This is a genomic window from Mycobacterium sp. DL99 (assembly GCF_004762045.1).
GTDB lineage: Bacteria > Actinomycetota > Actinomycetes > Mycobacteriales > Mycobacteriaceae > Mycobacterium.
The window spans coordinates 3,950,129-3,975,869 of record NZ_SJOM01000007.1; the positions used below are offsets into that span (position 1 = coordinate 3,950,129).

The following is a 25,741-nucleotide window of genomic DNA, read 5'->3' on the forward strand; positions in this document are numbered from 1 at the left end:
GGACCGTTGCTGCTGGTGCCCGCACGCCCATGGTGTTGTCGCCGGTGCCGAATACGCCTGGGGCGCTACCACCGTCGGCGAAGCTGATGCCCATGACGCCGGCATTGTCACCACTCGTGCCTCGCACCCCGAAACCATCGATACTGCTGCCGATCACCCCGGTCGCGCCGCCCACGAAGCCGGTGACTCCGTTGCCTCCGGTGGTGCTGGAACCGAAAACCCCGTGTGAATCGTCGGTGGGACTGAAGGTCACGCCGAGCAGCCCCGACGCGGTGGAGCTGCGCGCCAAAACACCTGGCGCCTGCAAACTTTCGCCCACCACGCCATTGCCGGCGGGGCTGCGGCCCACCACACCCGGCCCGTCGGCGCCGTGACCCTCCACACCGGCCGGCGGATCGATGAACACGGTGGTGCCGCTCGGCAATACCCCACTGCTGCCGAACACGCCGCCACCGATATCGGAATCCCCCCACACGCCGACCGGCACCGGGGTGCCGTTCTCGTCGACCGGTTGCTGCCCGCTGTTGGCCGGATCGAATCCCGCTACCAGTGCCATGACGGCCTCTCTCGATTGATGGCGCAGGTCAGATCAATTCTGCGCGCGCCTCAAATCGTTCGGGGAGAAACCGCTAGTTCAGCCGGGCCATCCAGCCGTGGGTATCGGCGAAGGTGCCCCGCTGAATCCCGGTCAGGGTGTCGCGCAGCGCCATGGTGATCTCGCCCGGTTGCCCGTCGGCGATGGTGAACTCGCCGTCCGCGTACTTGACGTGCGAGACCGGGGTGATCACGGCGGCGGTACCGCAGGCGAACACCTCGGTGATCTCGCCCGCCGCGGCCTTCTTCTGCCATTCGGCGACATCGATCTTGCGTTCCTCGACCGCGAAACCGGCGTCGGTGGCCAACTGCAGCAAGGAATCCCGCGTGATACCCGGCAACAGCGAACCGGACAGCTCGGGCGTGACGAGGCGGGCCGAACCGCCGCTGCCGAAGACGAAGAACAGGTTCATCCCGCCCATCTCTTCGACGTAGCGACGCTCGAGCGCGTCCAGCCACACCACCTGATCGCACCCGTTGTCGGCGGCTTGCGCCTGCGCGAGCAGCGACGCGGCGTAATTGCCGCCGAACTTGGCCGCGCCGGTGCCACCGGGTGAGGCGCGCACGTACTCATGCGACAGCCACACGCTGACCGGCTTGATGCCGCCCTTGAAGTACGCCCCGGCAGGTGAGCCGATCACCAGGTAGCGGTACTCGCCGGCCGGGCGCACGCCCAGGCCGGGTTCGGTGGCGATGACGAACGGCCGTAGATACAGCGACTCCTCACCGCCGGCCGCGGGCACCCACTTCTCGTCGACCGCGATGAGCTGGCGCAGCGATTCGATGAACACATCCTCGGGAAGTTCCGGGATGGCCAGCCGCCGCGATGAGGCCTGCAGCCGCGCCGCATTGGACTCCGGCCGGAACGTCACGATCGAGCCGTCCGCCCAGCGGTACGCCTTGAGCCCTTCGAACACTTCCTGCGCGTAGTGCAGAACGATGGCAGAGGGATCGAGCTCGATCGGCCCGTACGGGATCACCTGCGCGTCGTGCCAGCCCTGCCCGGCGGTGTAGTCGATGGCCACCATGTGGTCGGTGTGGTACTTGCCGAAGCCGGGGTTGGCCAGAATGGATTCGCGTACCGCATCGGTCTCCGGATTCGCGTTGGCTGAAACCGTGAACTCGAGATGGCCGCTAGTCATGCAAGCGATTGTATCGTCCGAGGCTAACGTGTTTTCGGGGCCACGAACGGTGGCTTGACCACTTCACATTCAACCGCGCGGCCACGCACGTCCACACTCACCCGCTGCCCGTCGGCGATGTCGGCGGCGGTGTCGATGAGCGCCAGCGCGATACCGACTTTCAGTGACGGCGAGAACGTCCCCGACGTCGTTGTGCCGATGCGGGTGTCTCCGTCGAGCACCGCAAGATCGGCGCGCAGCACCCCGCGGCCGACGGCCTTGAGGCCACGCAGCACGCGGGCCGGGCCGGCCTCCTTCTCGGCCAGCAGTGCGTCGCGTCCCCAGAACGCGTCCTTCTTCCACCCGATCGCCCAGCCGCAGCGGGCCTGCAGCGGCGAGATGTCCAGTGACAGCTCATGGCCGTGCAGCGGGTAGCCCATCTCGGTGCGCAGCGTGTCACGGGCGCCCAGGCCCGCGGGTTCGCCGCCGGCCGCGCGCACGGCCGCCACCAGGGCGTCGAACACCACGCCGGCGCGGTCCCAGGCCGGCAGCAGCTCATAACCGTGTTCGCCGGTGTAGCCGGTGCGGCACACCCGCACGAACACGCCGTCGTACTCGGCGTCGGCATAGCCCATGTAGTCCATCTCGGTGGGCAGCCCCAGCTCAGCGAGCACGTCGGCGGATTTCGGTCCCTGCACCGCCAGCACCGCATACGAGCGGTGTTCGTCGGTGATGGTCAGCCCGTCGGGGGCGTTCTTGCGCAGTTCGGCGACCACGGCCGCCGTGTTCGCCGCATTCGGCACCAGGAAGATCTCGTCGTCGGAGACGTAGTAGGCGATCAGGTCATCAATAACTCCCGCGACGCCTCCTTCGTCTCTGCAGCACAGGGTGTACTGCGCCTTGCCCGGTCTGATCCGGTTCAGGTCGTTGGTGAGGGCCGAGTTGACGTAGGCCGCCGCCCCCGGACCTTTGACCAGCGCTTTTCCGAGGTGGCTGACGTCGAAGAGGCCGACGTTGTCGCGCGTGGCGTTGTGTTCGGAGACGGTCCCGGCGTAGGACACCGGCATCAGCCAGCCACCGAATTCGGCGAAACTGGCCCCCAGTTCGCGGTGGCGGTCTTCCAACGGTCCGTGCAGCAGGTCGTCACTCACGGTTTCACCCTAATCTGCACGCCTAACCGGACCACCAAACTGCACACTGGTCTTGTGGTCGATTTCGATGCACTGGCCGCCGCCGGGATCACCGATGCGCGGGACCGCGCCCCGCTCATCGAATACCTCGACGGACTGGGTTTCACCGCCGAGCAGATGATCGAGGCCGAGTCCCGCGGCCGGTTGTTCGGGCTGGCCGGCGACGTCCTGCAGTGGTCGGGGCCGCCGGAATACTGTCTGGCCGACGTGGCCGCCGAGATCGACCTCCCGCTGGAAGATGTCCAGCGGGCGTGGGCCGCACTGGGCCTGACGGTGGCCGGCTGCGATGTGAAGACCCTCAGCCGGGCCGATTTGGATGCGTTGCGCACCTGGGCGGAGTTGCGGGTGCTGGTCGGTGATGTCGAGGCCACCGGTCTGCTGCGCGTGATCGGCTCGGGTATGGCCCGGTTGGCCGAAACGCTGTCGTCGATGGGCCGGGCCAGCACCCCCGACATCCAGCTCGACGTCAGCCGTGACGAGCTGACCACGGCCAGGGCCTACCGGGCCGCCGCCGGGTTCATCCCGCGGATCGGCTTGATGATCGATGCGGTGCACCGCCACCATATGATGAGTGCGCGCACCTACTTCGAACACGTGATCCGCGACGGCTCTTCGAATGTGGTGTGCGGCATCGGTTTTGCCGATCTTTCCGGGTTCACCGCACTCACCCAGATGCTGACCGCCGCCGAACTGTCGGCACTGCTCAACGAATTCAGCGCCACCAGCACCGAGATCGTGCACGCCGCCGACTGCCGCGTGGTGAAGTTCATCGGAGACGCCATCATGTGGGTCGGCTCCGAACCCGCCGAACTGGTGCAGGTCGCCGTCGACCTGGTGACCCACCCCCGGGCCGCCGAGACCAGCCTGCAGGTGCGGGCCGGAGTCGATTTCGGTGAGGTGCTGGCCTTCGGTGGCGACTATTTCGGCACTCCGGTGAATCGGGCGGCCCGCCTCGTGGCCGCCGCCGACCCCAGCCAGGTCCTGGTGTCCGAGCCGCTGCGTGAGCTCCTCGACGGACAGGCGTTCGCCCCGCCTCGCTCACTGACACTCAAGGGTTTCGCCACACCGGTCACGGCGTATCCGTTGCGTCTGCCGCGCTGACGGATTCGAGGAGGGCGCGTGGTCGACCTGAACGCGTTGGAAGCCGCGGGGATAGCCGATGCGCGAGAACGCGCCGAGCTGATCGAATATCTGTCCGGTCTCGGCTTCTCCGTCGACGACATGGTCGAGGCCGAGCGTCGTGGGCGCCTGTTCGGCCTCGCGGGGGACGCCATCAGGCGCCCCGGGCCACCGACCTACAGCCTGCGCAGTGCCGCCGCCGAACTCGGGCTGCCGCTCGACGACGTCGCACAGTTCTGGGCCGCGCTGGACCTGGGTGTCCCTGATCCCGACGACGTCACGTTGACCGAAGCGGATTTCGACGCCCTGGCAACCTGCGCCGCAATGCGGGCGCGACTGGGCGACGACGGTGGCCTGTTGCGACTCATCGGTAGTGCAATGACCCGGTTGGCAGAGGCGGAGACGACGCTACTGCGAACCTCTCGTCCCGATTTCTGGATCACCCGCAGCCACGACGAGCTCACCACGGCACGGGCCTGGCGCGAAGTGGCCGAGTTGATTCCACGCATCGGGGCCCTGCTCGACACCGTTCATCGGCATCAGACGACGCGTCCCCGGCTTTTCGAGAGCGTCACGCTCAATCCCGCGGGCAGCGTCACATGTGGCGTCGGATTCGCCGATCTCTCGGGATTCACCGCACTCACCCATGTGCTCTCCCCCGCGGAACTGTCGACCCTGCTCAACGGTTTCAACGCCGCCGTCACCGATGTGATGCACGCCGGAGACAGCCGCGTGGTGAAGTTCATCGGCGACGCCGCGATGTGGGTCAGTTCGACCCCTGACCGTCTGGTGCAAACCGCCGCCGACCTCGTCGAAGACCCGCGCACGCAGAAGGCCGGGCTCCAAGTCCGGGCGGGACTCAGCTACGGCGAAGTCCTTGCGATCGGAGGCGACTACTTCGGCGATACGGTGAACCTGGCCGCGCGATTGGTGGCCGCCGCGTCACCAGGGCAGATCCTCGCTGCGCCGGAGGTCCGCGCAGCGCTGCCGGACTGGCCTGCTGTCGCACAAGATCCGTTGACCCTCAAGGGCTTCGACGAGCCTGTCACGACCTACGACATGAGTGGTTGCGACCGTAGCTAGGCTGAGGCGTGTGAGCCCCGCAAATCCCGGTTACCAGGTTCCCAACGTCACCGTCAGCGCGTCGCTGCCCAAACGCAAGACTGACGCCGTACTGATCGTTCCCGTGGTCAGTGGACAGGATGACGACGCAACCGCCACCGTCGTCGGCAACCCGTTCCTCGACGCCGAGGCGATCGGCGAGATCGAGGTCGCGCTCGCGGCACTCGGCGCGAAGGGCGGCACCGACCAGGTCACCAGGGTGCTGGCGCCGTCACTCCCGGTCGCCAGCGTGCTGACCGTCGGCCTGGGCAAGCCGCGCGACGAGTGGCCGGCCGACGTGATCCGCCGGGCCGCCGGCACCGCCGCACGGTCGTTGAACGGCACCGAGACGGTCATCACCACGTTGTCCGACATCGATCTGGAAGCCGCCGTCGAGGGCCTGATCCTGGGCGCCTACCGCTTCAGCGACTTCCGCAGCGCCAAGACCGCGCCCAAGGACGCCGGCCTGACCACGATCACCGCACTGACAGCCGATACCAAGGCGGCGACCAAGAACCAGGCTCAGCGCGCAGCGGACATCGCGTCGGCGGTGGCCACGGCCCGCGATTTCGTGAACACCCCGCCCAGCCATCTGTTCCCCGATGAATTCGCCAAGCGGGCAAAGGCTTTGGGTGAGGCCGCCGGGCTTGAGGTCGAGGTGCTCGACGACAAGGCCCTGACCAAGGCGGGCTACGGCGGCATCGTGGGGGTCGGCAAGGGATCCTCGCGCCCGCCGCGTCTGGTCCGGTTGACCCACCGGGGCGGCACCAAGAAGAGCAAGCGCGTCGCGCTGGTCGGCAAGGGCATCACGTTCGACACCGGCGGCATCTCGATCAAGCCGGCCGCCAACATGCATCACATGACCTCGGACATGGGCGGCGCCGCGGCGGTGATCGCGACCGTGGTGCTGGCCGCCAAGCAGAACCTGCCGATCGAGGTCATCGCGACCGTGCCGATGGCCGAGAACATGCCGTCGGCGACCGCGCAGCGTCCGGGCGACGTGCTCACGCAGTACGGCGGGATCACCGTCGAGGTGCTCAACACCGACGCCGAGGGCCGGCTGATCCTGGCCGACGCGATCGTGCGGGCCTGCGAGGACGACCCGGACTACCTGATCGAGACCTCGACGCTGACCGGCGCCCAGACCGTCGCGCTGGGTTCCCGCACGCCGGGCGTGATGGGCAGCGAAGAGTTCCGCGACCGGGTCGCGACGCTGTCTCAGTCCGTCGGTGAAAACGGTTGGGCGATGCCACTTCCCGAGGAACTGAAGGACGACCTGAAGTCCACGGTGGCAGACCTGGCCAACGTCAGCGGATCACGCTACGCCGGGATGCTGGTGGCCGGAACCTACCTGCGCGAGTTCGTCGCCGACGGGGTCGAGTGGACGCACATCGATGTCGCCGCTCCGGCCTACAACACCGGCGGGCCATGGGGTTACACACCCAAGGGCGGCACCGGCGTGCCGACCCGCACGATGTTCGCGGTCCTCGAGGACATCGCCGTGAACGGCTGATTGAGACACAGCGGCGAACGGCTGTAGACGGTGGGCCCGCCCGACGTGAACAAGATGGCGAGAGTTCTTCACGATCTCGCGATCCTGTTCACGTTGGGCGCGGCGCTCGCCGGCTGTTCTGGATCGTCGAACCCGCCGCCTCCCGCACCCCCGAGCACGACGTCGGTGACACAGCCGGCTACCACCGCCCCGGCCGCCCCGGCCGGCGCCCAACCCCGCCTGGCTCCGGACCCCGTCCGGCTGGCGGAGGATCTGGTGGCCGACGAGCGGGCGCTGCGCGACCCGTCGACACCGGAGGCTGCCCTGACGCAGGCCGCCCGCCGTCAGCAGATGGCCTACCGCGCGATCGGCCGGCACCCCGAGTGGGACGGCATCATCCGGCCCCGTATCCCGGCTGACCTGGTCGCGTTCTACGACCGGAATGTCAACGCACGGCGACAGCTCGCCGCGCTGGCTCAGCCGAAGGACACCCTGCCCGCGTGGCGCATCAACCCGCCACCCCCGGCCGAGGTGCTTCTGGGCGCCTACCGCGAGGCCGAGGCGGCCTCCGGCGTGAGCTGGAACTTCCTCGCGGCGATCAACCTGATCGAGACGCACTTCGGCAGCGTGAGTGGCACCAGCTCGGCCGGCGCCCAGGGACCGATGCAGTTCATGCCGTCCACGTTTGCGGCGTATGGCAAGGGCGGCGATATCCACTCGCCCCGGGACAGCATCATGGCAGCCGGTAATTACCTGGCCGCCAACGGTTTTACGAATGACCCGGACCGTGCCCTGTTCCGGTACAACAACGCCGACGAGTACGTGCGGGCAGTCAGCGACTATGCCGCCGCGATCGCTGCCGATCCCGCGGTGTTCGCCGCGTTCTACCGCTGGGACGTCTACTACGTCTCGACTGCGGGTGATGTGCTACTGCCCATCGGATACGCCGCCGGATCACCGATACCGGTCGGCGAGTACCTGACCGCCCACCCGCAGTAGCGCGGTTAGAGTGACCCCGCTCGCGCCGCCCGGCGCAGCGCCGACGGCATCAGTCGCGCCACCCCGTAGGCCGCATAGGCCTCCGGCGTAACCGGCCGGACCGCTTTGTCTCTGACGACGGCCGCGACGATGGCCTTGGCCACCTTGTCCGGCCCATAGCGTCGCGCAGCGAAGGCCTTCTTGGTCTGGGCCCGCATCTGCTCGATCTGGCCCTGCTGCTCGGCGGGGACGTCGAATCGGGTGGTGTCGATGATGTTCGTATCGATGACGCCCGGGCAGATCGTGGTCAAACCTATTCCCGCCGAGCTCAATTCGGCACGCAGGCAGTCGGAGAACATGAACACCGCGGCCTTGCTGGTGGCGTATGCGTTCGCCGCCGCCGACGGCGAGTAGGCGGCCATCGAGGCCACGTTGACGATGTGGCCACCGGTGCCGCGGTCGACGAGCCTGCGGGCAAAGGACCGGCAGCAGTTGACGACTCCGCCGAAGTTGACGTCCAGCACCCGGTCGTACTGCTCGGCTGGGGTGTCGAGGAACTTGCCGCCGTGGCCGATTCCGGCGTTGTTGACCACCACGTCGGGCACCCCGTGTGTGCCGCAGACCTGCTCGACGAAACTCTCCACGGCCTCGGCATCGGACACGTCGAGCCCGTAGGCATGTGCCACTCCGCCGCGTGCGGCGATCTCGTTGGCGGTGGACTTGGCGGATGCTTCGTCGATATCGCTGACCACGAGTTCGGCGCCCTGTTCGGCGAAGGCCAGCGCAGTGGCGCGGCCGATGCCACTGCCGGCACCGGTCACCGAAACCAGTGTGTCACCGAAGCGTTCACGCGACCGGCCGACCTGGGCGCGGCGAAGTGCGCGAGCCGCCGGGGCACCCTCGATGTGGTCGATCAGCTCGGCCGTCGCGTTGGCGATGGCGCGCCAGTGCGAGAACGGCGCCCAGTGCCCGGCTTTGAGGTCACGGCGCCACAGCAGCGGCACCCAGGTGGACTCCTCGGCGTAGCCGTCGCCGCGCACCACCGGATCGTGGTCGTTGCAGATCAACTGCACCGGCACGGTCACGTAGTGGTCGCTGCGCAGCGTCGTGAACGATCGAATCGCGTTGGCCTGGTAGATCTTCAGCGAGTTGGCCGCGTCGATGTCGAGGTTCTCGGACTGGAATTTGGGGCCAGGGGTGTCGATGGCCTGCAGTCGGCGCGCCGCGCCTCGACGCATCAGCGCGGGTGCGATCACCGGGATCGAGAACGGGATCCAGTAGCTGAACCGCGATGCCAGGTTCACCGCCTTGGCGAACCGGATCGGACGGTACGGGCGGGCCAGCCGGCCGCGCACGAACGAGCCGTAATGGTCGGTGCTGGGTCCCGAAACCGACGTGAACGACGCCACCCGCTCGGAGGCCTCCGGGCGGCTCAGGTACTCCCACACCCCCACCGATCCCCAGTCGTGCGCCAGGACGTGCACGGGGCGGCCGGGACTGACGGCATCGATCACCGCCGACAGGTCGTCGGCGAACCGGTCCATGCGATAGGCGGATACGGGCTTGGGAACGTCCGAGGCGCCGGCACCGCGGTTGTCGTATCGCACGATGTGGAACCGGTCGCCCAGTTCACCGGTCACGCCGTTCCACAACACATGCGAGTCCGGCCATCCGTGCGCCATCACCAGCGTGGGACGCTGCCGATCCCCTTGTTCGTAAACCGCGATGCGGGTTCCGTCCGAGCTGACGACGAAGCGCTGCATAGTCCACCCCTCCACGAGGTACCTGTAACGAACAGTATCCAATACCGGAGGTATCGGTTGCCTTGACTCTAACGGTCGCCGAGTTCCTGGCGTACGGCGCGCTCCCGTTCGATGCGCCGCCGCGCGTCGTGGTCCCGCATGCGTTGCGGGTAGCCGACCTTCTGGACGTCGTAGACCGGGATCTGCAGCCGATCGCTGAGCCGGCGTGCCCCGGCCTCACCACCGGCCCGGCGCCGGGTCCATTCCCCGTCGGCAGCAACCAACACGACGGTCACCTCGGTGACGGTGGTGCGGGGTTCCACGAATGCCTCGACGCCGGTGTGCTCGGCCACCCACCGCTGCAGATACCGCAGATCCTCGCCCGCGTCGCCGCCGAATCCGCGCGCCGAGCGACCTCGGCGAAACGTATCGAACAACCCCAACGGAACGGTCTCCTCAGCTCTGGGGAAGTTCGACGAACAACCCTGCAAACCCTCATTCGATAGTGCCAGAGCTCGGAGCAACCCTGAGTGCGTGCGAATGGTGCTGCAGTGACAGGATGGTTCCGACAATCCACCTAGGTGCCGTACCCAGTGCACCTAGCTGTGGTAAGCCAGAGTTCGAGTCGTCACAAGTGACCGTCCGAGGAGTCAATACACATGGCCATCTCCGTCCAGATGCCCGCGCTAGGTGAGAGCGTCACCGAGGGGACCGTCACCCGCTGGCTTAAACAGGAGGGCGACACCGTCGAACTCGACGAGCCGCTGCTGGAGGTGTCCACGGACAAGGTCGACACCGAGATCCCGTCGCCCGCCGCAGGCGTGTTGACGAAGATCGTCGCCCAGGAGGACGACACCGTCGAGATCGGTGGCGAGCTCGCGGTCATCGGCGAGGCCGGCGAAGCACCGGCACCGGCTGCGGCTCCGGCAGCCGCTCCCGAACCCGAGCTCACCCCGCTGGTGCGAAAGCTGGCCGTGGAGAACGGTGTTGACCTCGCGGCCGTGAAGGGCACCGGCGTCGGCGGCCGCATCCGCAAGCAGGACGTGCTCGCGGCGGCCGAGGCGAAAAAGGCTCCCCCGGCACCGGCACCGGCAGCCCCTGCGGCAGCCGCGCCCGCCGCTGCGGCCGCAGCAGCTCCGGCATTGGCCCACCTGCGCGGAACGACGCAGAAGGCCAACCGGATTCGCCAGATCACCGCGAAGAAGACGCGCGAATCGTTGCAGGCGACCGCACAGCTCACCCAGACCCACGAGGTCGACATGACCAAGATCGTGGCGCTGCGGGCCCGGGCCAAGGCGGACTTCGCCGAGCGCGAGGGCGTCAACCTCACGTACCTGCCGTTCATCGCGCGCGCCGTCATCGACGCGCTCAAGATCCACCCGAACGTCAACGCCAGCTACAACGAGGACACCAAGGAGATCACCTACTACGACGCCGAGCACCTCGGCTTCGCGGTGGATACCGACCAGGGCCTGCTCTCGCCGGTGATCCACAACGCCGGCGACCTGTCGCTGGGCGGACTGGCGCGCGCCATCTCCGACATCGCGGCCCGGGCCCGGTCGGGCAACCTCAAGCCCGACGAGTTGTCCGGCGGCACGTTCACCATCACCAACATCGGCAGCCAGGGCGCGCTGTTCGACACCCCGATCCTGGTGCCGCCGCAGGCGGCGATGCTGGGCACCGGGGCGATCGTCAAGCGGCCGCGGGTGATCTCGGACGCCTACGGCAACGAGTCGATCGGTGTGCGCTCGGTGTGCTACCTGCCGCTGACCTACGACCACCGACTGATCGACGGCGCCGACGCCGGCCGGTTCGTGACCACCATCAAGCGCAGGCTCGAAGAAGGTGCTTTCGAGGCCGACCTCGGGCTGTAAGGGCCGTTAGGAGGGGCTCCCCACTGTGGCGGATGCCGTCATCGCGATAGCGGGATCATCCGGTCTGATCGGTTCGGCGCTGGTGTCAATGCTGCGCGCCGCCGATCGCCGGGTGCTCCGGATCGTACGCAGGGCACCATCGAACGGCGACGAGCTGTTCTGGAACCCCGACACCGGGGAGTTCGACACCGGCGCGCTACAGGGTGTGGACGTGGTGGTGAACCTCTGCGGCGTCGGTGTCGGCGATAAGCGTTGGTCGGGTGCGTTCAAACAGAGCCTGCGCGACAGCCGGATCGGACCCACCGAGGTGCTCGCCGGTGCCGTGGCCGACGCCGGGGTGCCGGTGTTGATCAACGCGAGCGCGGTCGGCTACTACGGCGACACCAGAGACCGGGTGACCGATGAGTCCGCGCCGGAGGGACACGGTTTCCTGGCCAGGCTGTGCGCGGATTGGGAAGCGGCCACCGCGCCCGCCGTCGCGGCCGGGTCGCGGGTGGTGCTGTTGCGCACCGGACTGGTGATGGCCTCGTCCGGGGGGATGGTGAACCGACTCAAGCCGTTGTTCTCGCTGGGCCTTGGCGCACGGTTGGGCAATGGCAGGCAGTACATCCCGTGGATCAGCCTGGAGGACGAGGTCCGCGCGGTGCTGTTCGCGATATCGAACGAAAGCCTGTCGGGCCCGGTCAATCTCACCGGACCGGCGCCCGTGACCAACGCCGAGTTCACCGCGGCGCTGGGCCGGGCCGTCAATCGGCCCACCCCGGTGATGATTCCGGGTTTTGCGCTGCGCACGCTGCTGGGCGAGATCGCCGACGAAGGACTGCTCGTGGGCCAGCGTGCCATTCCCGCCGCCCTGGAACGAGCCGGCTTCACCTTTCACCACAACACCGTCGGCGAGGCGCTGGCCTACGCCACCGCCGCACCCAGGGACTAGCGAGCCGACGTAGCCCGGTAGTCCTCGATCACCGCCGAGGCGTCATCGAACCCGCGGTTCATCTGGGTCAGCGATATCGCGATGTCTCCGCCGGTCAGCCGCCGGTTGGCCCGGCTCAACCTACCCACCAGCGTCGTCGACGGGAACCGTCGCGGGTCGGCCAGGTGCAGCATGATGAACTTCTGATAGCGGTCCTTCCACACCGTCACATCGACGATCTCGTCCCATGGGATGACCGTCTGCGACCACCGCTTGTAGTAGATGCCGTCGGGCGACACCCGGAGCTGCTCGTCGCGGTCGAACAGCCGGATCACCGCAATGACCGCCAGACTCAGGAAAATCAGGCAGCTGGCCACACCGAGTGCCCGGTACAGCAGCGAGAGCTCGGCGTTCAGGGTCATCCAGGCCGATGTCGCGGCGAAGAGCACGCCGAACAGCACCGGCATCAGCAGTCGCCATGGGGAATACCGGGCAGAGAAAGTCGGCACCTTCCGACCCTATGCGGCGCGAACCCCTGCGCTGGGCAGCAATCTCGGGGCGTACCGTCGACGCTGTGACATCCATCCGCTCGGCCGCGGAGCCCCTCGAGGTGCGACGCCTGGGCACACTCGATTACGAGGCCGCCTGGGAACTACAGCGCGAGATCGCCGACGCCAGGGTGGCCGGTGGCCCCGACACCCTCCTGCTGCTTGAGCACCCTGCCGTCTACACCGCGGGCAAGCGCACCGAGCCGCATGAGCGCCCGGTGGACGGCACCCCCGTCGTCGACACCGACCGCGGCGGCAAGATCACCTGGCACGGCCCCGGACAGCTGGTGGGCTACCCCATCATCGGGCTGGCCGAACCGCTGGATGTGGTGAATTTCGTTCGGCGCCTTGAACAAGCGCTCATCAGTGTGTGCGCGGATCTCGGTCTGGAGACCGGTCGGGTCGAGGGACGCTCCGGTGTGTGGGTGGCCGGCGACGAGCTCAGGCCGGCGCGCAAGATCGGGGCGATCGGGATCCGGGTGGCCCGGGCGACGACGCTGCACGGGTTCGCGCTGAACTGTGACTGCGACCTGTCCGCCTTCTCGTCGATCGTGCCGTGCGGGATCGCCGATGCCGGTGTGACGTCGCTGACGGCCGAACTCGGCCGCCGCATCACCGTCGAGGACGTCACCGACCTTGTCGCCGCGAAGGTATGTGATGCGCTCGACGGACGGCTGGAAGTGGCCGTGAACGTAGGATGAACCAGTGACTGTGGTGCCTGAAGGTCGGAAGCTGCTGCGTCTGGAAGTGCGGAACGCGGAGACGCCCATCGAACGCAAGCCACCGTGGATCAAGACCCGGGCCAAGATGGGTCCGGAGTACACGGAGCTCAAGGGTCTGGTGCGCCGCGAGGGCCTGCACACGGTGTGCGAGGAGGCCGGCTGCCCCAACATCTTCGAGTGCTGGGAGGACCGGGAAGCCACGTTCCTGATCGGTGGCGAGCAGTGCACCCGGCGGTGTGACTTCTGCCAGATCGACACCGGTAAGCCGGCCGAGCTGGATCGCGACGAACCGCGCCGGGTCGCCGAGAGTGTCCAGGCGATGGGCCTGCGCTACTCGACTGTGACCGGGGTGGCCCGCGATGACCTACCCGACGGTGGGGCATGGCTGTACGCCGAGACCGTCCGCTACATCAAGCGGCTGAACCCGAACACCGGCGTGGAGTTGCTGGCCCCGGACTTCAACGGCAACCCCGACCAGTTGGCCGAAGTGTTCGAGTCACGCCCAGAAGTGTTCGCGCACAACGTCGAAACGGTGCCGCGCATCTTCAAGCGGATTCGTCCGGCGTTCCGATACGACCGCAGCCTGGCGGTGATCACCGCCGCCCGCGACTTCGGTCTGGTCACCAAATCGAACCTGATTCTCGGGATGGGCGAGACCATCAACGAGGTGCACACCGCGCTGCGCGACCTGCATGAGGCGGGCTGCGACATCGTCACCATCACCCAGTATCTGCGGCCGTCACCGCGTCACCACCCGGTGGAGCGCTGGGTCCATCCCGACGAGTTCGTCGCGCTGTCGAGCTATGCCGAGGGCCTCGGATTCGCCGGCGTGCTGGCCGGACCGCTGGTGCGTTCGTCCTACCGCGCGGGCAAGCTCTATGCGCAGGCCGCGCGGGTTCGGTTCGCCGATCGGCCCCCCGTATCCTGATGTAATGGCGAAAACCCGCAATGCCGCAGAAACCAAGGCGGCAAAGGCCGAGGCGAAGGCAGCCCGCAAGGCCGCATCCAAGCAGCGGCGCAGTCAGCTGTGGCAGGCATTCCAGATCCAGCGCAAAGAGGACAAGCGCCTGCTGCCGTACATGATCGGCGCGTTCGTGCTGATCGTGGCCGCCGCTGTGGTCGCCGGTCTGCTCATCGGCGGGTTCACCATGTACACGCTGATCCCGCTGGGCGTGGTGCTGGGCGCGCTGGTCGCCTTCATCATCTTCGGCCGGCGGGCGCAAAAGTCGGTCTACACGAAGGCCGAGGGCCAGACCGGTGCCGCGGCCTGGGCGCTGGACAATCTTCGCGGCAAGTGGCGCGTCACCCCCGGTGTCGCGGCCACCGGTCATTTCGACGCCGTTCACCGGGTCATCGGCCGGCCCGGCGTGATCTTCGTCGGTGAGGGTTCGGCCAATCGGGTCAAGCCGCTGCTGGCGCAGGAGAAGAAGCGCACGGCACGCCTGGTCGGCGAGATCCCGATCTACGACATCGTGGTCGGCAACGGTGAGGGCGAGGTGCCGTTGTCCAAGCTGGAGCGGCACCTGAACAAGCTGCCGGCGAACATCACGGTCAAGCAGATGGACTCGATCGAGTCCCGGCTCGCCGCGCTCAGCACCAAGGCCGGTCCGGCCGGGATGCCCAAGGGCCCGATGCCCGCCGGCGCGAAGATGCGCGGTGTGCAGCGGACGGTCCGCAGGCGCTGACCGCGCCCAGCCGCCGAGTGTGATCAAGATCGCGAGAACCTCGCGATCTTCGTCACGTTCGGGGTGGAGCTACCGCCGCACCACCGCGGTCTTGGATGCCAGATCATGCAAACCTCGATGGTCGGCATCGGTGAACAGTGCCGGGATCACCAGCACGATCAGCAGGTTGCGCGTGAGGGCCCGGCCCACTGTGACGCGGTCACGGCCGTCGAGCGGAATCACCCCCAGTCCGAGCAGATACTGGCCCGGGGTGAACCCGAACAACCGCACCGCCGTAACGCCGATGACCAGCCAGACCAGCAGAGCGATGTTCCGGAAATCCATCGAGTACAACAGTTGCTCGCGACTCATCAGCCCCAGAGACACCGCCAATACGCCGGTGAGGCCGACAGCGACCAGCCAGTCGACCAGGATGGCACCGACGCGTCGGCCGAACCGCGCGATCGAACCCGGCCCATGCTCGGGCAACCCAAGCCGCTCCCCTGGATACCCACTGGCTGGGTCGGAAGCGGGACCGGACAGCCAGGACGAAATCTCGCGTGCCATGGTTGCCAGGATAGATTTAGCCGAGAGCGGGGTTGCCCGTCGGCATCGCAAGCGATTGCGTAACTTGCGCGCAACATATGGTTGACGACTGCGCAACATCGTGTCCTTAGCGTCAACCCGCGGGTTACCAGTAAAGGAGAACACTCAGTGGCAGAAAAGACGTCCGACGACATCTTCAAGCTGATCAAGGACGAGAACGTCGAGTACGTCGACATTCGCTTCTGCGATCTGCCCGGCGTCGTCCAGCACTTCTCGATCCCGGCGTCGGCGTTCGACCAGAGCGTCTTCGAGGACGGCCTCGCGTTCGACGGCTCGTCGGTCCGCGGCTTCCAGTCGATCCACGAATCCGACATGATGCTGCTGCCGGACCCCGACACCGCGCGTATCGACCCGTTCCGCGCCGCCAAGACGCTGAACCTGAGCTTCTTCGTGCACGATCCGTTCACCCGTGAGGCCTACTCCCGCGACCCGCGCAACGTGGCCCGCAAGGCGGAGAACTACCTGGCCAGCACCGGTATCGCCGATACCTGTTACTTCGGTGCCGAGGCCGAGTTCTACATCTTCGATTCGGTGGCGTTCGACTCCAAGATGAACGGCACCTTCTACGAGGTCGATTCCGAGTCCGCGTGGTGGAACACCGGCGAGCCCTCCGAGGCCGACGGCTCCCCCAACCTCGGTTACAAGGTCCGCCCCAAGGGTGGCTACTTCCCCGTCGCTCCGTACGACCACTACGTCGACCTGCGCGACGAGATGTCGACCAACCTGATCAACGCCGGGTTCACCCTCGAGCGCGGCCACCACGAGGTGGGCACCGCCGGCCAGGCCGAGATCAACTACAAGTTCAACACCCTGCTGGCCGCAGCCGACGATGTGCTGCTGTTCAAGTACATCATCAAGAACACCGCGTGGCAGAACGGCAAGACCGTCACCTTCATGCCCAAGCCGCTGTTCGGTGACAACGGTTCCGGCATGCACGCCCACCAGTCGCTGTGGAAGGACGGCAAGCCGCTGTTCCACGACGAGTCCGGCTACGCCGGCCTGTCCGACATCGCCCGCCACTACATCGGCGGCATCCTGCACCACGCTCCGTCGCTGCTGGCGTTCACCAACCCGACGGTGAACTCCTACAAGCGTCTGGTGCCGGGTTACGAGGCCCCGATCAACCTGGTGTACAGCCAGCGCAACCGCTCGGCCTGTGTCCGTATCCCGATCACCGGCAACAACCCGAAGGCCAAGCGCCTCGAGTTCCGCTGCCCGGACAGCTCGGGTAACCCGTACCTGGCGTTCGCGGCGATGCTGATGGCCGGCATCGACGGCATCAAGAAGAAGATCGAGCCGCTGGCCCCGGTCGACAAGGACCTCTACGAGCTGCCGCCGGACGAGGCCGCCAACATCCCGCAGGCCCCGACCTCGCTGTCCGCAGTCATCGACAGGCTCGAAGAGGACCACGAGTACCTCACCGAGGGTGGCGTGTTCACCGAGGACCTGATCGAGACCTGGATCTCCTACAAGCGGGAGAACGAGATCATGCCGATCCAGATCCGGCCTCACCCGTACGAGTTCAGCCTGTACTACGACGTGTAAGTTCCGTCACGTCCTAGCGCGAGCAGACGCAGAACTGCCCCTTTTCTTCGGAAGAGGGGCAGTTTTGTGTCTGCTCGGCGTCAATCCGCACAATGGACCGATGCGTGTTCTGGTGCAGCGGGTGACATCGGCGAGCGTTGCGATCGACGGCGAAGTCGTCGGCGCGATCGCTCCGAACCCGCAGGGACTGCTCGCCCTGGTCGGGGCGACTCATGACGACGACGCCGCCAAGGCCCGACGGATGGCCGAAAAGCTCTGGCAGTTACGAATTCTCGACGGCGAGAAATCCGCATCGGACGTTGCCGCCCCCATCCTGGTGATCAGTCAGTTCACGTTGTACGCCAATACCGACAAGGGCAGGCGCCCGTCGTGGAATGCGGCAGCGCCGGGGCCCGTCGCCGAACCGCTGGTGGCCGAATTTGCCGACGCGTTGAGGAAGTTGGGCGCGGTTGTGGAAACAGGGGTTTTCGGTGCGGATATGCGGGTGGAACTGGTCAATGACGGACCGGTAACAGTGTTGCTGGAGCTCTGAGTTTCATTCGAGCTGCGCGTATTGTCAGCACATGACGACCAACCTGGACACCCGACTGGGCTCGCTTTCGCCCGCTGTCATCAGTTTGTTCCGTGTCGTGTTCGGTTTCCTGTACACCATCCACGGAGCCCAGAAGTTGTTCGCCTGGCCGGTCGGGATGCCGGACAACGCAGGCGATCTCGTCGGTCCGGCAGTGCCGGTGGGCACCTGGCCCTTCTGGTACGGCGGCCTCATCGAATTCGTTCTGGGCCTTCTGATCCTGACCGGCTTGTTCACCCGCATCGCGGCCTTCATCGCCTCCGGCGAGATGGCGTTCGCCTACTTCACCCAGCATCAGCCCAAGGGTCTGTTGCCGATCGAGAACGGCGGCGAACTCGCCGTGCTGTACTGCTTCGGCTTCCTGCTGCTCGCCGCAATCGGTGGCGGTGCGTTCGCGTTGGATGCGGCGCGCAGTAAGCGCACCTAGTCCAGCGCGAGGTCCTTGCGGAACCGCTTCAACCCGTCGATCTTCTCGGCCAGCGTGGCGCTGGGGCCGCTGTAGAACATCCACGGCATGGTGATGATGCCCTGGATGCCGCCGGCTTCCGCCCGGGCGTAGTGCTCGGGGGTGAAGGCGTCGGTCAGCGGTGTGATGACGGTGAAATCGTCCATCGTCAAACCCTTTTCGGCGCGCAGGTCACGTAGCCGGTCGACCCGCTGCAGGGCAGCCTCGGTGGAGATCAGATCACCGATCCACCCGTCGTGCCGCGCCGCACGGCGCAGCGCGATGTCGGACAGCCCGCCGACATAGATCGGGATCCGCGGCGGCGTGGGCTCCATCTCCAGGCGCGGGGTGGAATAGAACTCGCCGGAGAACTCGGTCCACCCGGGCTCCCACAGCTTCTTCATCAATTCGAGCATCTCGTCGGTGCGCTTTCCGCGCCGCGCGAATTGCTGGCCCAGCAGTTCAAACTCCTCCTCGCACCAGCCGACACCGATGCCGAGCTCCAGCCGTCCCCCGGCCAGATAGGCAGCGGTGCCAATGGCTTTCGCCGCCGAATACGGGTCGCGCATCGCTGGCAGGTAGACCGTGGTGACGAACTTCAGCCGAGTGGTGACCAGCGCGAGTGCGCCGATCATCACCCACGGGTCCGGCCAGTCGGTGAACGCCTCCCAGCGCCGCTTGCCGTCCTTGGTGTACGGATACGGCGTGTTCAGCGTCTCGAGGTTCACCACGTGATCCGGGATGCCCATGCCGTCATAGCCGAGATCGTCTGCCGCCCTGGCTACTTCGACGGCCTCCCGGGTATCCATGAAGGCCATGCTCACGTAGACCTTCATCCGGCATCCCGCGCCCATGCCGGCGTGATGAAGACTCCCTCAGCCTCGACGGTGATCCCGTCGGCGTCGCTGATATGGCCCCGCGCAAAGGTTTTCACGCCTTCGGTCCGGTCGATGTAGGCCTCAGCGCGCAACGGGCCCAGCGGCGTGCCGCGACCATAGCGACAGGTGATGGTCCCGGTATAGCGCGGCTCGTGCAGTCCGCCACTGGCCACCTCGCCGAGAATGTGGTCGAGCACCAACGCGCAGATGCCGCCGTGCACCCAGCCCAGCGGCCCCTCATAGGCGGCGCCCAGCACGAATTCGCTCCAGCAGCTGCCGTCGTCGGCGTGCTCGATCACCAGCGGCGGGGCCAGCGCATTGCGCAATCCGACGACCGGGTTCGCCCACACCACCGGGCGGTTCGTCTCGGCATGCAGCATGGCCTGCGGCCCGTCGCGCTGTTCGCGGCGCAGCGAGGCGGTGACGGCCTCGACGGCCGCGGTGGCCTCAGCGATGGTCTGCGGGTCCACCTGGGTGCGCACACCGGCGTCGACGAGTTCGCGCATCGCCTGGGCAAAGGGCTCATAGAGGGCTTCGAGCCGATCGTGCTCGGCCGCGGTGATGACGTCGAACGTGTGCTTCATCCGGACTCCCAGTGAATTGGTTATACGCCCTTATTAACATCACCCACTGCGACGTCCTGCACTCGGGGCGGCCTAACCCCTACTCTCCGCCGAAAATCTTCCGGACCACGCCCTTCGCCCGCCGGGTCACCCGCAGGTAGTTGTCCAGGAACTCCCCACCGTCGTCGCTGCCCCACCCGGCCGCCAAGGCCACCGCGTTGAGCTGACGACCCGGCCCGGGCAACTGATCGGTGGGCTTGCCGCGCACCAGCACCAGGGCGTTGCGCGCCCGCGTGGCCGTCAGCCAGGCGTCGCGCAACAGCTCGACGTCGCTCTCGGCGACCAGTTCGGCCGCGCCGATCGCGTCGAGGGTCTGCAATGTCGAGGTGTTGTGCAGCGCCGGCACCTTGTGGGCGTAGCGCAGTTGCAGCAGCTGCACGGTCCACTCGATGTCGGCCAGCCCGCCACGGCCCAGTTTGGTGTGCGTGTTGGGGTCGGCACCGCGGGGCAGACGCTCGGCGTCCACGCGGGCCTTGATTCGCCGGATCTCCTGGACGGTCTCGGCCGATACCCCGCCGGAGGGGTAACGGGTCTTGTCGACCATCACCAGAAAGCGTTCGCCGAGTTCCAGATCGCCTGCCACCCGGTGGGCCCGCAACAGCGCCTGGATCTCCCACGGCTGGGCCCACTGCTCGTAATAGGCCGCATACGAGGCCAGCGTGCGCACCAGCGGTCCGTTTCGCCCCTCTGGACGCAGCCCGGTGTCGACCTCCAGTGGCGGATCCGCGCTCGGCGTCCCCAGCAGGGCCCTCACCTGTTCGGCGATGCTCACCGACCAGCGCATGGCTGCGGACTCCTCGACGCCGGTGGCCGGTTCGCACACGAACATCACGTCGGCGTCGGAGCCGTATCCGAGCTCGCCGCCGCCGAGCCGGCCCATGCCGATCACCGCGATGCGTGCGGGCGCACCGGATTCCGGTGTGTTGGCCCGGACCACCGCATTCAGCGCGGCCTCCAGCACTGCGACCCACACCGAGGTCAATGCCTTGCAGACGTCGGTCACATCGAGCAGGCCCAGCACGTCGGCCGAGGCGATGCGGGCCAGTTCCCGCCGGCGCAGCGTGCGCGCGGCCGCGATGCCGCGTACCGGGTCCGGATGCCGGCCGGCCGAGGCCACCAGTGCGCGAGCCACGCTGTCGGGATCACCGTCGAGCAGTTTCGGCCCGCTGGGCCCGTCGGCGTACAGCTGGATCACCTCGGGAGCCCGCATCAGCAGTTCCGGGATGTAGGCCGAGGTGCCGAGCACGCGCATCAGCCGCTTGGCCACCGCCCCCTCGTCACGCAGGGTCGACAGATACCAGCGCTGCTCGGCCAGCTCCTCGCTGATCCGGCGGTAGGCCAGCAGGCCGGCGTCCGGGTCCGGCGTGTCCGAGAGCCAGTCCAGCAGGGTCGGCAACAGCACCTGTTGCACCCGCGCACGGCGTCCGCCCTGGCCGGTCAGCGCCGCCAGATGCGTCAGCGCGCTCTGCGGTCCCTCGTAACCCAGTGCGGCGAGCTGACGTTCGGCCGCCTCGGTGCTCATCCCGGCGCCGATGCCCACCGCCGGTTGACCCACCGATTCCAGCAGCGGCTGGTAGAAGAGCTTGGCGTGCAACCGCGACACCCGCATGCTCTGCCGTTTGAGTTCCTCGCGCAGCACGCCCGCCGCGTCATGGCGGCCATCGGGGCGCACGTGCGCGGCCCGGGCCAGCCAACGGTAGGCCTCGTCGTCGTTGTCGTCGGGCAGCATGTGGGTGCGCTTGAGCCGCTGCAACTGCAGCCGGTGTTCGAGCAGCCGCAGGAATTCGTAGGACGCGGTCATGTTGGCGGTGTCGTCGCGGCCGATGTAGCCGCCCTCGCCGAGGGCCGCCAGCGCGTCGACGGTGGACGCCACATGCAGTGAGTCGTCATTGCGTCCGTGCACCAATTGCAGGAGCTGGACGGCGAATTCGACGTCGCGCAGGCCTCCGGTGCCGAGCTTGAGCTCGCGGGCCCGCACCCCGGCCGGGACGAGTTCCTCGACGCGGCGTCGCATGGCCTGCACCTCGGGAACGAAATCCTCACGCTCGCAAGCGGTCCACACCATGGGCATCAGGGCCTCGATGTAGGCCTTACCGAGCTCGGGGCCCCCCGCGGCGGGACGCGCCTTGAGCAGCGCCTGGAATTCCCAGGTTTTCGCCCAGCGCTCGTAGTAGGCGATATGGGATTCCAGCGTCCGGACCAGTTGACCGCGTTTGCCCTCCGGGCGCAACGCGGCATCGACCTCGAAGAAGGCATCGCCGGCGAAGCGCATCATCTCACCGGCGACCCGGTTCGCGGTGGCCAGGTTGTCGTCGTTGTCCCCGTCTCCGACGGGTTCACCCACGAAGATGACGTCGACGTCGCTGACGTAATTCAGCTCGCGCGCACCGCATTTGCCCATGGCGATGACCGCCAGCCGGGGCTCGCTGCCGCCCGCGCACACAACCCGGGTGGCAACCGTCAGCGCTGCGCCCAGCGCGGCATCGGCGAGGTCGGACAGGTGTGCGGCGACCTCGACGAAGGGCAGCACCGGCTCGTTCTCGACGGTGGACGCCACGTCGAGGGCACCGAGGACCAACAACCGGTCGCGGTAGAGATCCCGCAGCGCGGGCACGGCACTGCTTGCGCCCCTGTCGATCTCGACATTGCGGGCGGCAGCGGTGAAGACGCTGTGCAGCTCCTCGACACCGGGGAGGACGACGTTGCCGACCAACAACCGCCACGACTGCGGGTGGGCGACGAGGTGGTCACCGAGAGCCAGGGAGGATCCCAGTACGCCGAACAGCCGGCCCCGCAGGGCCCGGTCGGTCAATAGTTGGCGGTTGAGCTCGTCCGCGTCGGCCCCGAGCGCATCGGCCAGCCGCACCATCGCCAGCAGCGCGATGTCGGCGTCGGGTGCGCGCGACAGCGACCACAGAAGCTCGACGTGCGCCTCGGTGTTCCAGCCGAGCTGTTCCAGGTGGGCCGACGCCTGCGGATGCACCAAACCGAGCCGACCTACGCTGGGCAGTTTCGGACGATCGGTTGCAGGCTTTGGCACGTTCACGACGGTAGCGCACGCCCGCAGGAAAATACCGGCACTGCTACCGCCCCCGACTCACAGCGACAGGTAGTTCTTCAGCTCGTAGGGCGTGACGTGGCTGCGGTAGTTCTCCCACTCCGCGCGCTTGTTGCGCAGGAAGTAGTCGAATACGTGCTCCCCCAACGCTTCCGCGACGAGCTCGGAGTTCTCCATGGCCTCCAGAGCATTGCCCAGGCTGGACGGCAGCTCGCGGTAGCCCATGGCGCGCCGCTCCTCGGGCGTCAGGCTCCAGACGTTGTCCTCGGCCTGCGGGCCCAGCACGTAACCCTTCTCGACGCCCCGCAGGCCGGCGGCCAGCAGGACCGCGAAGGTCAGGTAGGGGTTGCATGCCGAGTCGGGGCTGCGAACCTCGACGCGCCGCGACGACGCCTTGCGCGGGGTGTACATCGGAACCCGTACCAGCGCCGAGCGGTTGGCCGCGCCCCACGAGGCCGCGGTCGGCGCCTCGCCGCCATGCACCAGGCGCTTGTAGGAGTTCACCCACTGGTTGGTCACGGCACTGATCTCGCTGGCGTGCTCCAGGATGCCTGCGATGAACGACTTGGCCACATCCGAGAGCTGCAGCGGGTCGTCGGGGCTGTGGAAGGCGTTGGTGTCGCCTTCGAACAGGCTCATGTGCGTGTGCATGGCCGATCCCGGGTGCTCGCCGAACGGCTTTGGCATGAACGACGCACGCACGCCGTCGGCGAGGGCGACCTCCTTGACCAGATAGCGGAAGGTCATCACGTTGTCGGCCATCGACAGTGCGTCGGCGTAGCGCAGGTCGATCTCCTGCTGGCCGGGCGCGCCCTCGTGGTGGCTGAACTCCACCGAGATGCCCATCTGTTCCAGGGCCTCGATGGCGTGGCGGCGGAAGTTGGGGGCCGAATCGTGCACGGCCTGATCGAAATAGCCGCTGTTGTCGGCCGGCACGGGCACCGAGCCGTCGTCAGGTCCGGGCTGCAGCAGGAAGAACTCGATCTCGGGGTGCACGTAGCAGGTGAAGCCCAGGTCGCTGGCCTTGGCCAGCTGGCGGCGCAGCACGTGCCGGGAGTCGGCCCACGACGGTGAGCCGTCCGGCATGGTGATGTCGCAGAACATGCGTGCCGAGTAGTGCTTGCCGGCGCTGGTGGTCCAGGGCAGCACCTGGAAGGTGGACGGATCGGGGCGGGCCACGGTGTCCGACTCCGAGACTCGGGCGAAGCCCTCGATCGAAGAGCCGTCGAAACCGATGCCCTCCTCGAAGGCACCTTCGAGTTCGGCGGGCGCGATCGCTACCGATTTGAGGTAGCCGAGGACGTCGGTGAACCACAACCGAACGAACCGGATGTCGCGTTCCTCCAGTGTGCGCAGCACGAATTCCTTCTGGCGGTCCATGCCCGCAGCGTAGGCATCGGCTGTTAAATCTGTGTTACAGCCCTGCAAGGAGTTAGCAGGAGAGGTCGCCCGGCGAGGTTCCGTTGACAAAGAAACCCAGTACCGCGGTGTCCACGCAGGCGTCTCCGTTGAACACCACGGTGTGTTGGGTGCCGGTGAAGGAGATCAGCGCCCCGCCCATTTGCCGGGCCAGGTCCACCCCGGCCTGATACGGCGTGGCCGGGTCCCCGGTGGTGGACACCACCACGACCTTGCCGGGTCCTGGTCCGGTGATCGGGTGCGGCGCCGACGTCGCAGGCACCGGCCACAGTGCACAGACGTCGCGGGGCGCATATCCGGTGAACTCGCCGTAGGACATGAACGGTGCCACGGTACGGAGCTGCTGATCGGCGTCGGCCCACACAGCCGGGTCGGTGGGGAACGGCCTGTCCACGCAGCGGATCGCGGTGAACGCGTCCTGCATGTTCTGGTAGTGCCCGTTTTCGTCGCGGCGCCAGTAGTCGTCGGCGAGCAACAGCAGGTCCCCGGCGTCGGTGCCACGCGACAACCCGAGCAGCCCGCTGGTCAGGTAGGGCCAGTACCGCGCCGAGTAGAGGGCGTTGCCGGTGCCGGTGATCGCGTCGGCGTAGCCGAGTCCGCGCGGGTCGGAGGTGGCGCCCGGCGTCGTCACCAACGGGTCCACCAGTCGCTGGAACCGGCTGACGAACTGAGCGGGGTCGGTGCCCAGCGGGCAGTCGGTCGATTTCGCGCAGTCCGCGGCGTAGGTGTCGAACGCCTTCTGGAAGCCGGCGAGCTGGCGGTTGTTCTTGGTGATCGGATCCTGGCTGGGGTCGATCGCCCCGTCGAGCACCATGGTGCGCACCCGGTCGCCGAACTGTTCGGCGTACGCGCCGCCGAGTTCGGTGCCGTAGGAGAAGCCCAGATAGTTGATCTGCTCCTCCCCCAGCGCGGCGCGCACCGCATCCATGTCCCGCACCGCCGAGGCGGTGCCCACGTTGGCCAGGAACGGCGCGCCCATGCGGTCCAGGCACTGCTGGGCGAACTGGCGGTAGACGTCTTCGATGTGGGCGACGCCGGCCGGGCTGTAATCGGCCATCGGCTCGCGGCGGTAGGCGTCGATCTCGGCGTCTGTCCGGCACCGCAACTCCGGAGTGGAATGCCCGACGCCGCGCGGGTCGAAGCCGACCAGATCGAAATGGTCGGTGAGTGGTGAGCCGGCCAGCGCGGCGCCCATGCCGGCGACGGTGTTCACCGCCGAGGCGCCGGGGCCGCCGGGGTTGATGAACAACGCGCCGATCCGCTCACCGCTGGCCGGTATCCGGATGACCGCCAATTGCGCTTGTGCGCCTTGAGGATCCGGCGAATTCCAGTCCAGCGGTACCGCGACGGAGCCGCATTGTGCGGTCGGGATCGTGGCCGGATCTTGCACCCAACGGGCGCAACTTCCCCATTCCGGCCCCGATTCCGGTGCGGCCTGTGCGGCCGGTGCGGCGATCGGGCACAGCACAGCGGTTGCGCCGAGGAGCGCTGCCGCCACAACGCGTATCGCCCCGCCTGCCCACCACACGGCAGTCATG

Annotated in this window: 23 protein-coding genes and 1 pseudogene; 13 read left to right on the plus strand and 11 right to left on the minus strand. The window is 67.5% G+C overall.

The window, feature by feature from the left end; genetic code table 11:
* Positions 1–92: 92 nt before the first annotated feature.
* Complete coding sequence (locus tag EYZ64_RS19405) at positions 93–374, plus strand: hypothetical protein (RefSeq protein ID WP_135455813.1); 282 nt, start codon at positions 93–95, stop codon at positions 372–374.
* 255 nt (positions 375–629) lie between these two features.
* Here EYZ64_RS19405 and EYZ64_RS19410 read toward each other — a convergent pair whose 3' ends face one another.
* Both EYZ64_RS19410 and gcvT read right to left on the minus strand, forming a co-directional pair.
* Positions 630–1,736 carry a branched-chain amino acid aminotransferase gene (locus EYZ64_RS19410; RefSeq protein WP_135455815.1) on the minus strand — a complete coding sequence of 369 codons (1,107 nt, stop codon included), beginning with the start codon at positions 1,734–1,736 and terminating at the stop codon, positions 630–632.
* Positions 1,737–1,759: 23 nt separating this feature from the next.
* Positions 1,760–2,866, minus strand: coding sequence for a glycine cleavage system aminomethyltransferase GcvT (gene gcvT, locus EYZ64_RS19415; protein WP_135455817.1), 1,107 nt, complete (start codon positions 2,864–2,866; stop codon positions 1,760–1,762).
* 54 nt (positions 2,867–2,920) lie between these two features.
* Here gcvT and EYZ64_RS19420 point away from each other — a divergent pair, with 54 nt between their 5' ends.
* Genes EYZ64_RS19420 through EYZ64_RS19435 form a run of 4 tightly spaced genes read left to right on the plus strand, consistent with a single transcriptional unit; the run spans position 2,921 to position 7,616 of the window.
* Positions 2,921–4,006 carry an adenylate/guanylate cyclase domain-containing protein gene (locus EYZ64_RS19420; protein ID WP_286175063.1) on the plus strand — a complete coding sequence of 362 codons (1,086 nt, stop codon included), beginning with the start codon at positions 2,921–2,923 and terminating at the stop codon, positions 4,004–4,006.
* A gap of 18 nt (positions 4,007–4,024) precedes the next feature.
* A complete protein-coding gene (locus EYZ64_RS19425) occupies positions 4,025–5,107 on the plus strand; it encodes an adenylate/guanylate cyclase domain-containing protein (protein WP_135455821.1) in 1,083 nt (360 codons plus the stop codon).
* Between the two features lie 10 nt (positions 5,108–5,117).
* Positions 5,118–6,638: a leucyl aminopeptidase gene (locus EYZ64_RS19430; protein WP_210115537.1), complete on the plus strand. Its 1,521-nt coding sequence runs from the start codon at positions 5,118–5,120 to the stop codon at positions 6,636–6,638.
* Between the two features lie 54 nt (positions 6,639–6,692).
* Positions 6,693–7,616: a lytic transglycosylase domain-containing protein gene (locus EYZ64_RS19435; protein WP_135455824.1), complete on the plus strand. Its 924-nt coding sequence runs from the start codon at positions 6,693–6,695 to the stop codon at positions 7,614–7,616.
* A gap of 5 nt (positions 7,617–7,621) precedes the next feature.
* Here the strand turns inward: EYZ64_RS19435 and EYZ64_RS19440 are convergent, their stop codons facing one another.
* The gene (locus tag EYZ64_RS19440) at positions 7,622–9,358 is read right to left on the minus strand and encodes an SDR family oxidoreductase (RefSeq protein ID WP_135455826.1); all 1,737 of its coding nucleotides are present in this window, start codon (positions 9,356–9,358) and stop codon (positions 7,622–7,624) included.
* A gap of 68 nt (positions 9,359–9,426) precedes the next feature.
* On the minus strand, positions 9,427–9,780 hold the full coding sequence (locus EYZ64_RS19445; RefSeq protein WP_135455829.1) for an oxidoreductase: 354 nt from the start codon (positions 9,778–9,780) through the stop codon (positions 9,427–9,429).
* Between the two features lie 228 nt (positions 9,781–10,008).
* Between EYZ64_RS19445 and sucB the strand changes: the two are divergent.
* A pseudogene (sucB, locus tag EYZ64_RS19450) lies at positions 10,009–11,211 on the plus strand (2-oxoglutarate dehydrogenase, E2 component, dihydrolipoamide succinyltransferase); the annotation flags it as partial.
* A 25-nt stretch (positions 11,212–11,236) separates the two neighbouring features.
* Entirely contained in the window at positions 11,237–12,145 is a 909-nt protein-coding gene (locus EYZ64_RS19455; protein ID WP_135455833.1) for a TIGR01777 family oxidoreductase, read from the plus strand.
* On the opposite strand, the gene EYZ64_RS19460 is transcribed toward EYZ64_RS19455, so the two are convergent.
* Positions 12,142–12,633, minus strand: a complete 492-nt coding sequence (locus EYZ64_RS19460; protein ID WP_135455834.1) for an STM3941 family protein — start codon at positions 12,631–12,633, stop codon at positions 12,142–12,144. The two genes, EYZ64_RS19455 and EYZ64_RS19460, sit on opposite strands and share 4 nt — an antisense overlap.
* Positions 12,634–12,644: 11 nt before the next feature.
* Between EYZ64_RS19460 and lipB the strand changes: the two genes are divergently transcribed.
* From lipB to EYZ64_RS19475, 3 genes are read left to right on the plus strand one after another with little or no spacing between them, the layout of a single operon-like run.
* The gene (lipB, locus tag EYZ64_RS19465) at positions 12,645–13,373 is read left to right on the plus strand and encodes a lipoyl(octanoyl) transferase LipB (protein WP_502702978.1); all 729 of its coding nucleotides are present in this window, start codon (positions 12,645–12,647) and stop codon (positions 13,371–13,373) included.
* A gap of 4 nt (positions 13,374–13,377) precedes the next feature.
* Complete coding sequence (gene lipA, locus EYZ64_RS19470; RefSeq protein WP_135455838.1) at positions 13,378–14,322, plus strand: lipoyl synthase; 945 nt, start codon at positions 13,378–13,380, stop codon at positions 14,320–14,322.
* Between the two features lie 4 nt (positions 14,323–14,326).
* Entirely contained in the window at positions 14,327–15,079 is a 753-nt protein-coding gene (locus tag EYZ64_RS19475) for a DUF4191 domain-containing protein (RefSeq protein WP_135455840.1), read from the plus strand.
* A 69-nt stretch (positions 15,080–15,148) separates the two neighbouring features.
* Here EYZ64_RS19475 and EYZ64_RS19480 read toward each other — a convergent pair whose 3' ends face one another.
* Positions 15,149–15,625 (minus strand): RDD family protein, encoded by a 477-nt coding sequence (locus EYZ64_RS19480; RefSeq protein WP_135455842.1) that lies wholly within the window; start codon positions 15,623–15,625, stop codon positions 15,149–15,151.
* Positions 15,626–15,772: 147 nt separating this feature from the next.
* Between EYZ64_RS19480 and glnA (EYZ64_RS19485) the strand changes: the two genes are divergently transcribed.
* From glnA (EYZ64_RS19485) to EYZ64_RS19495, 3 genes are all read left to right on the plus strand, one after another.
* On the plus strand, positions 15,773–17,209 hold the full coding sequence (gene glnA / locus EYZ64_RS19485) for a type I glutamate--ammonia ligase (protein WP_135455844.1): 1,437 nt from the start codon (positions 15,773–15,775) through the stop codon (positions 17,207–17,209).
* A gap of 100 nt (positions 17,210–17,309) precedes the next feature.
* The gene (gene dtd / locus EYZ64_RS19490; protein WP_135455846.1) at positions 17,310–17,741 is read left to right on the plus strand and encodes a D-aminoacyl-tRNA deacylase; all 432 of its coding nucleotides are present in this window, start codon (positions 17,310–17,312) and stop codon (positions 17,739–17,741) included.
* 31 nt (positions 17,742–17,772) lie between these two features.
* On the plus strand, positions 17,773–18,207 hold the full coding sequence (locus EYZ64_RS19495) for a DoxX family protein (RefSeq protein WP_135455848.1): 435 nt from the start codon (positions 17,773–17,775) through the stop codon (positions 18,205–18,207).
* Here EYZ64_RS19495 and EYZ64_RS19500 read toward each other — a convergent pair.
* The 5 genes from EYZ64_RS19500 to EYZ64_RS19520 form a co-directional block, all read right to left on the minus strand.
* Positions 18,204–19,061, minus strand: a complete 858-nt coding sequence (locus tag EYZ64_RS19500; RefSeq protein WP_135455850.1) for a TIGR03619 family F420-dependent LLM class oxidoreductase — start codon at positions 19,059–19,061, stop codon at positions 18,204–18,206. The two genes, EYZ64_RS19495 and EYZ64_RS19500, sit on opposite strands and share 4 nt — an antisense overlap.
* A complete protein-coding gene (locus EYZ64_RS19505) occupies positions 19,058–19,687 on the minus strand; it encodes a PaaI family thioesterase (RefSeq protein WP_135455852.1) in 630 nt (209 codons plus the stop codon). The genes EYZ64_RS19500 and EYZ64_RS19505 overlap by 4 nt, the downstream gene beginning before the upstream one ends.
* A 79-nt stretch (positions 19,688–19,766) precedes the next feature.
* Complete coding sequence (locus EYZ64_RS19510; protein ID WP_135455854.1) at positions 19,767–22,772, minus strand: bifunctional [glutamine synthetase] adenylyltransferase/[glutamine synthetase]-adenylyl-L-tyrosine phosphorylase; 3,006 nt, start codon at positions 22,770–22,772, stop codon at positions 19,767–19,769.
* Positions 22,773–22,823: 51 nt separating this feature from the next.
* Positions 22,824–24,164 (minus strand): type I glutamate--ammonia ligase, encoded by a 1,341-nt coding sequence (glnA, locus tag EYZ64_RS19515; RefSeq protein WP_036449413.1) that lies wholly within the window; start codon positions 24,162–24,164, stop codon positions 22,824–22,826.
* A 52-nt stretch (positions 24,165–24,216) separates the two neighbouring features.
* Positions 24,217–25,740: an alpha/beta hydrolase gene (locus EYZ64_RS19520; RefSeq protein WP_135455856.1), complete on the minus strand. Its 1,524-nt coding sequence runs from the start codon at positions 25,738–25,740 to the stop codon at positions 24,217–24,219.
* Position 25,741: the final 1 nt, after the last annotated feature.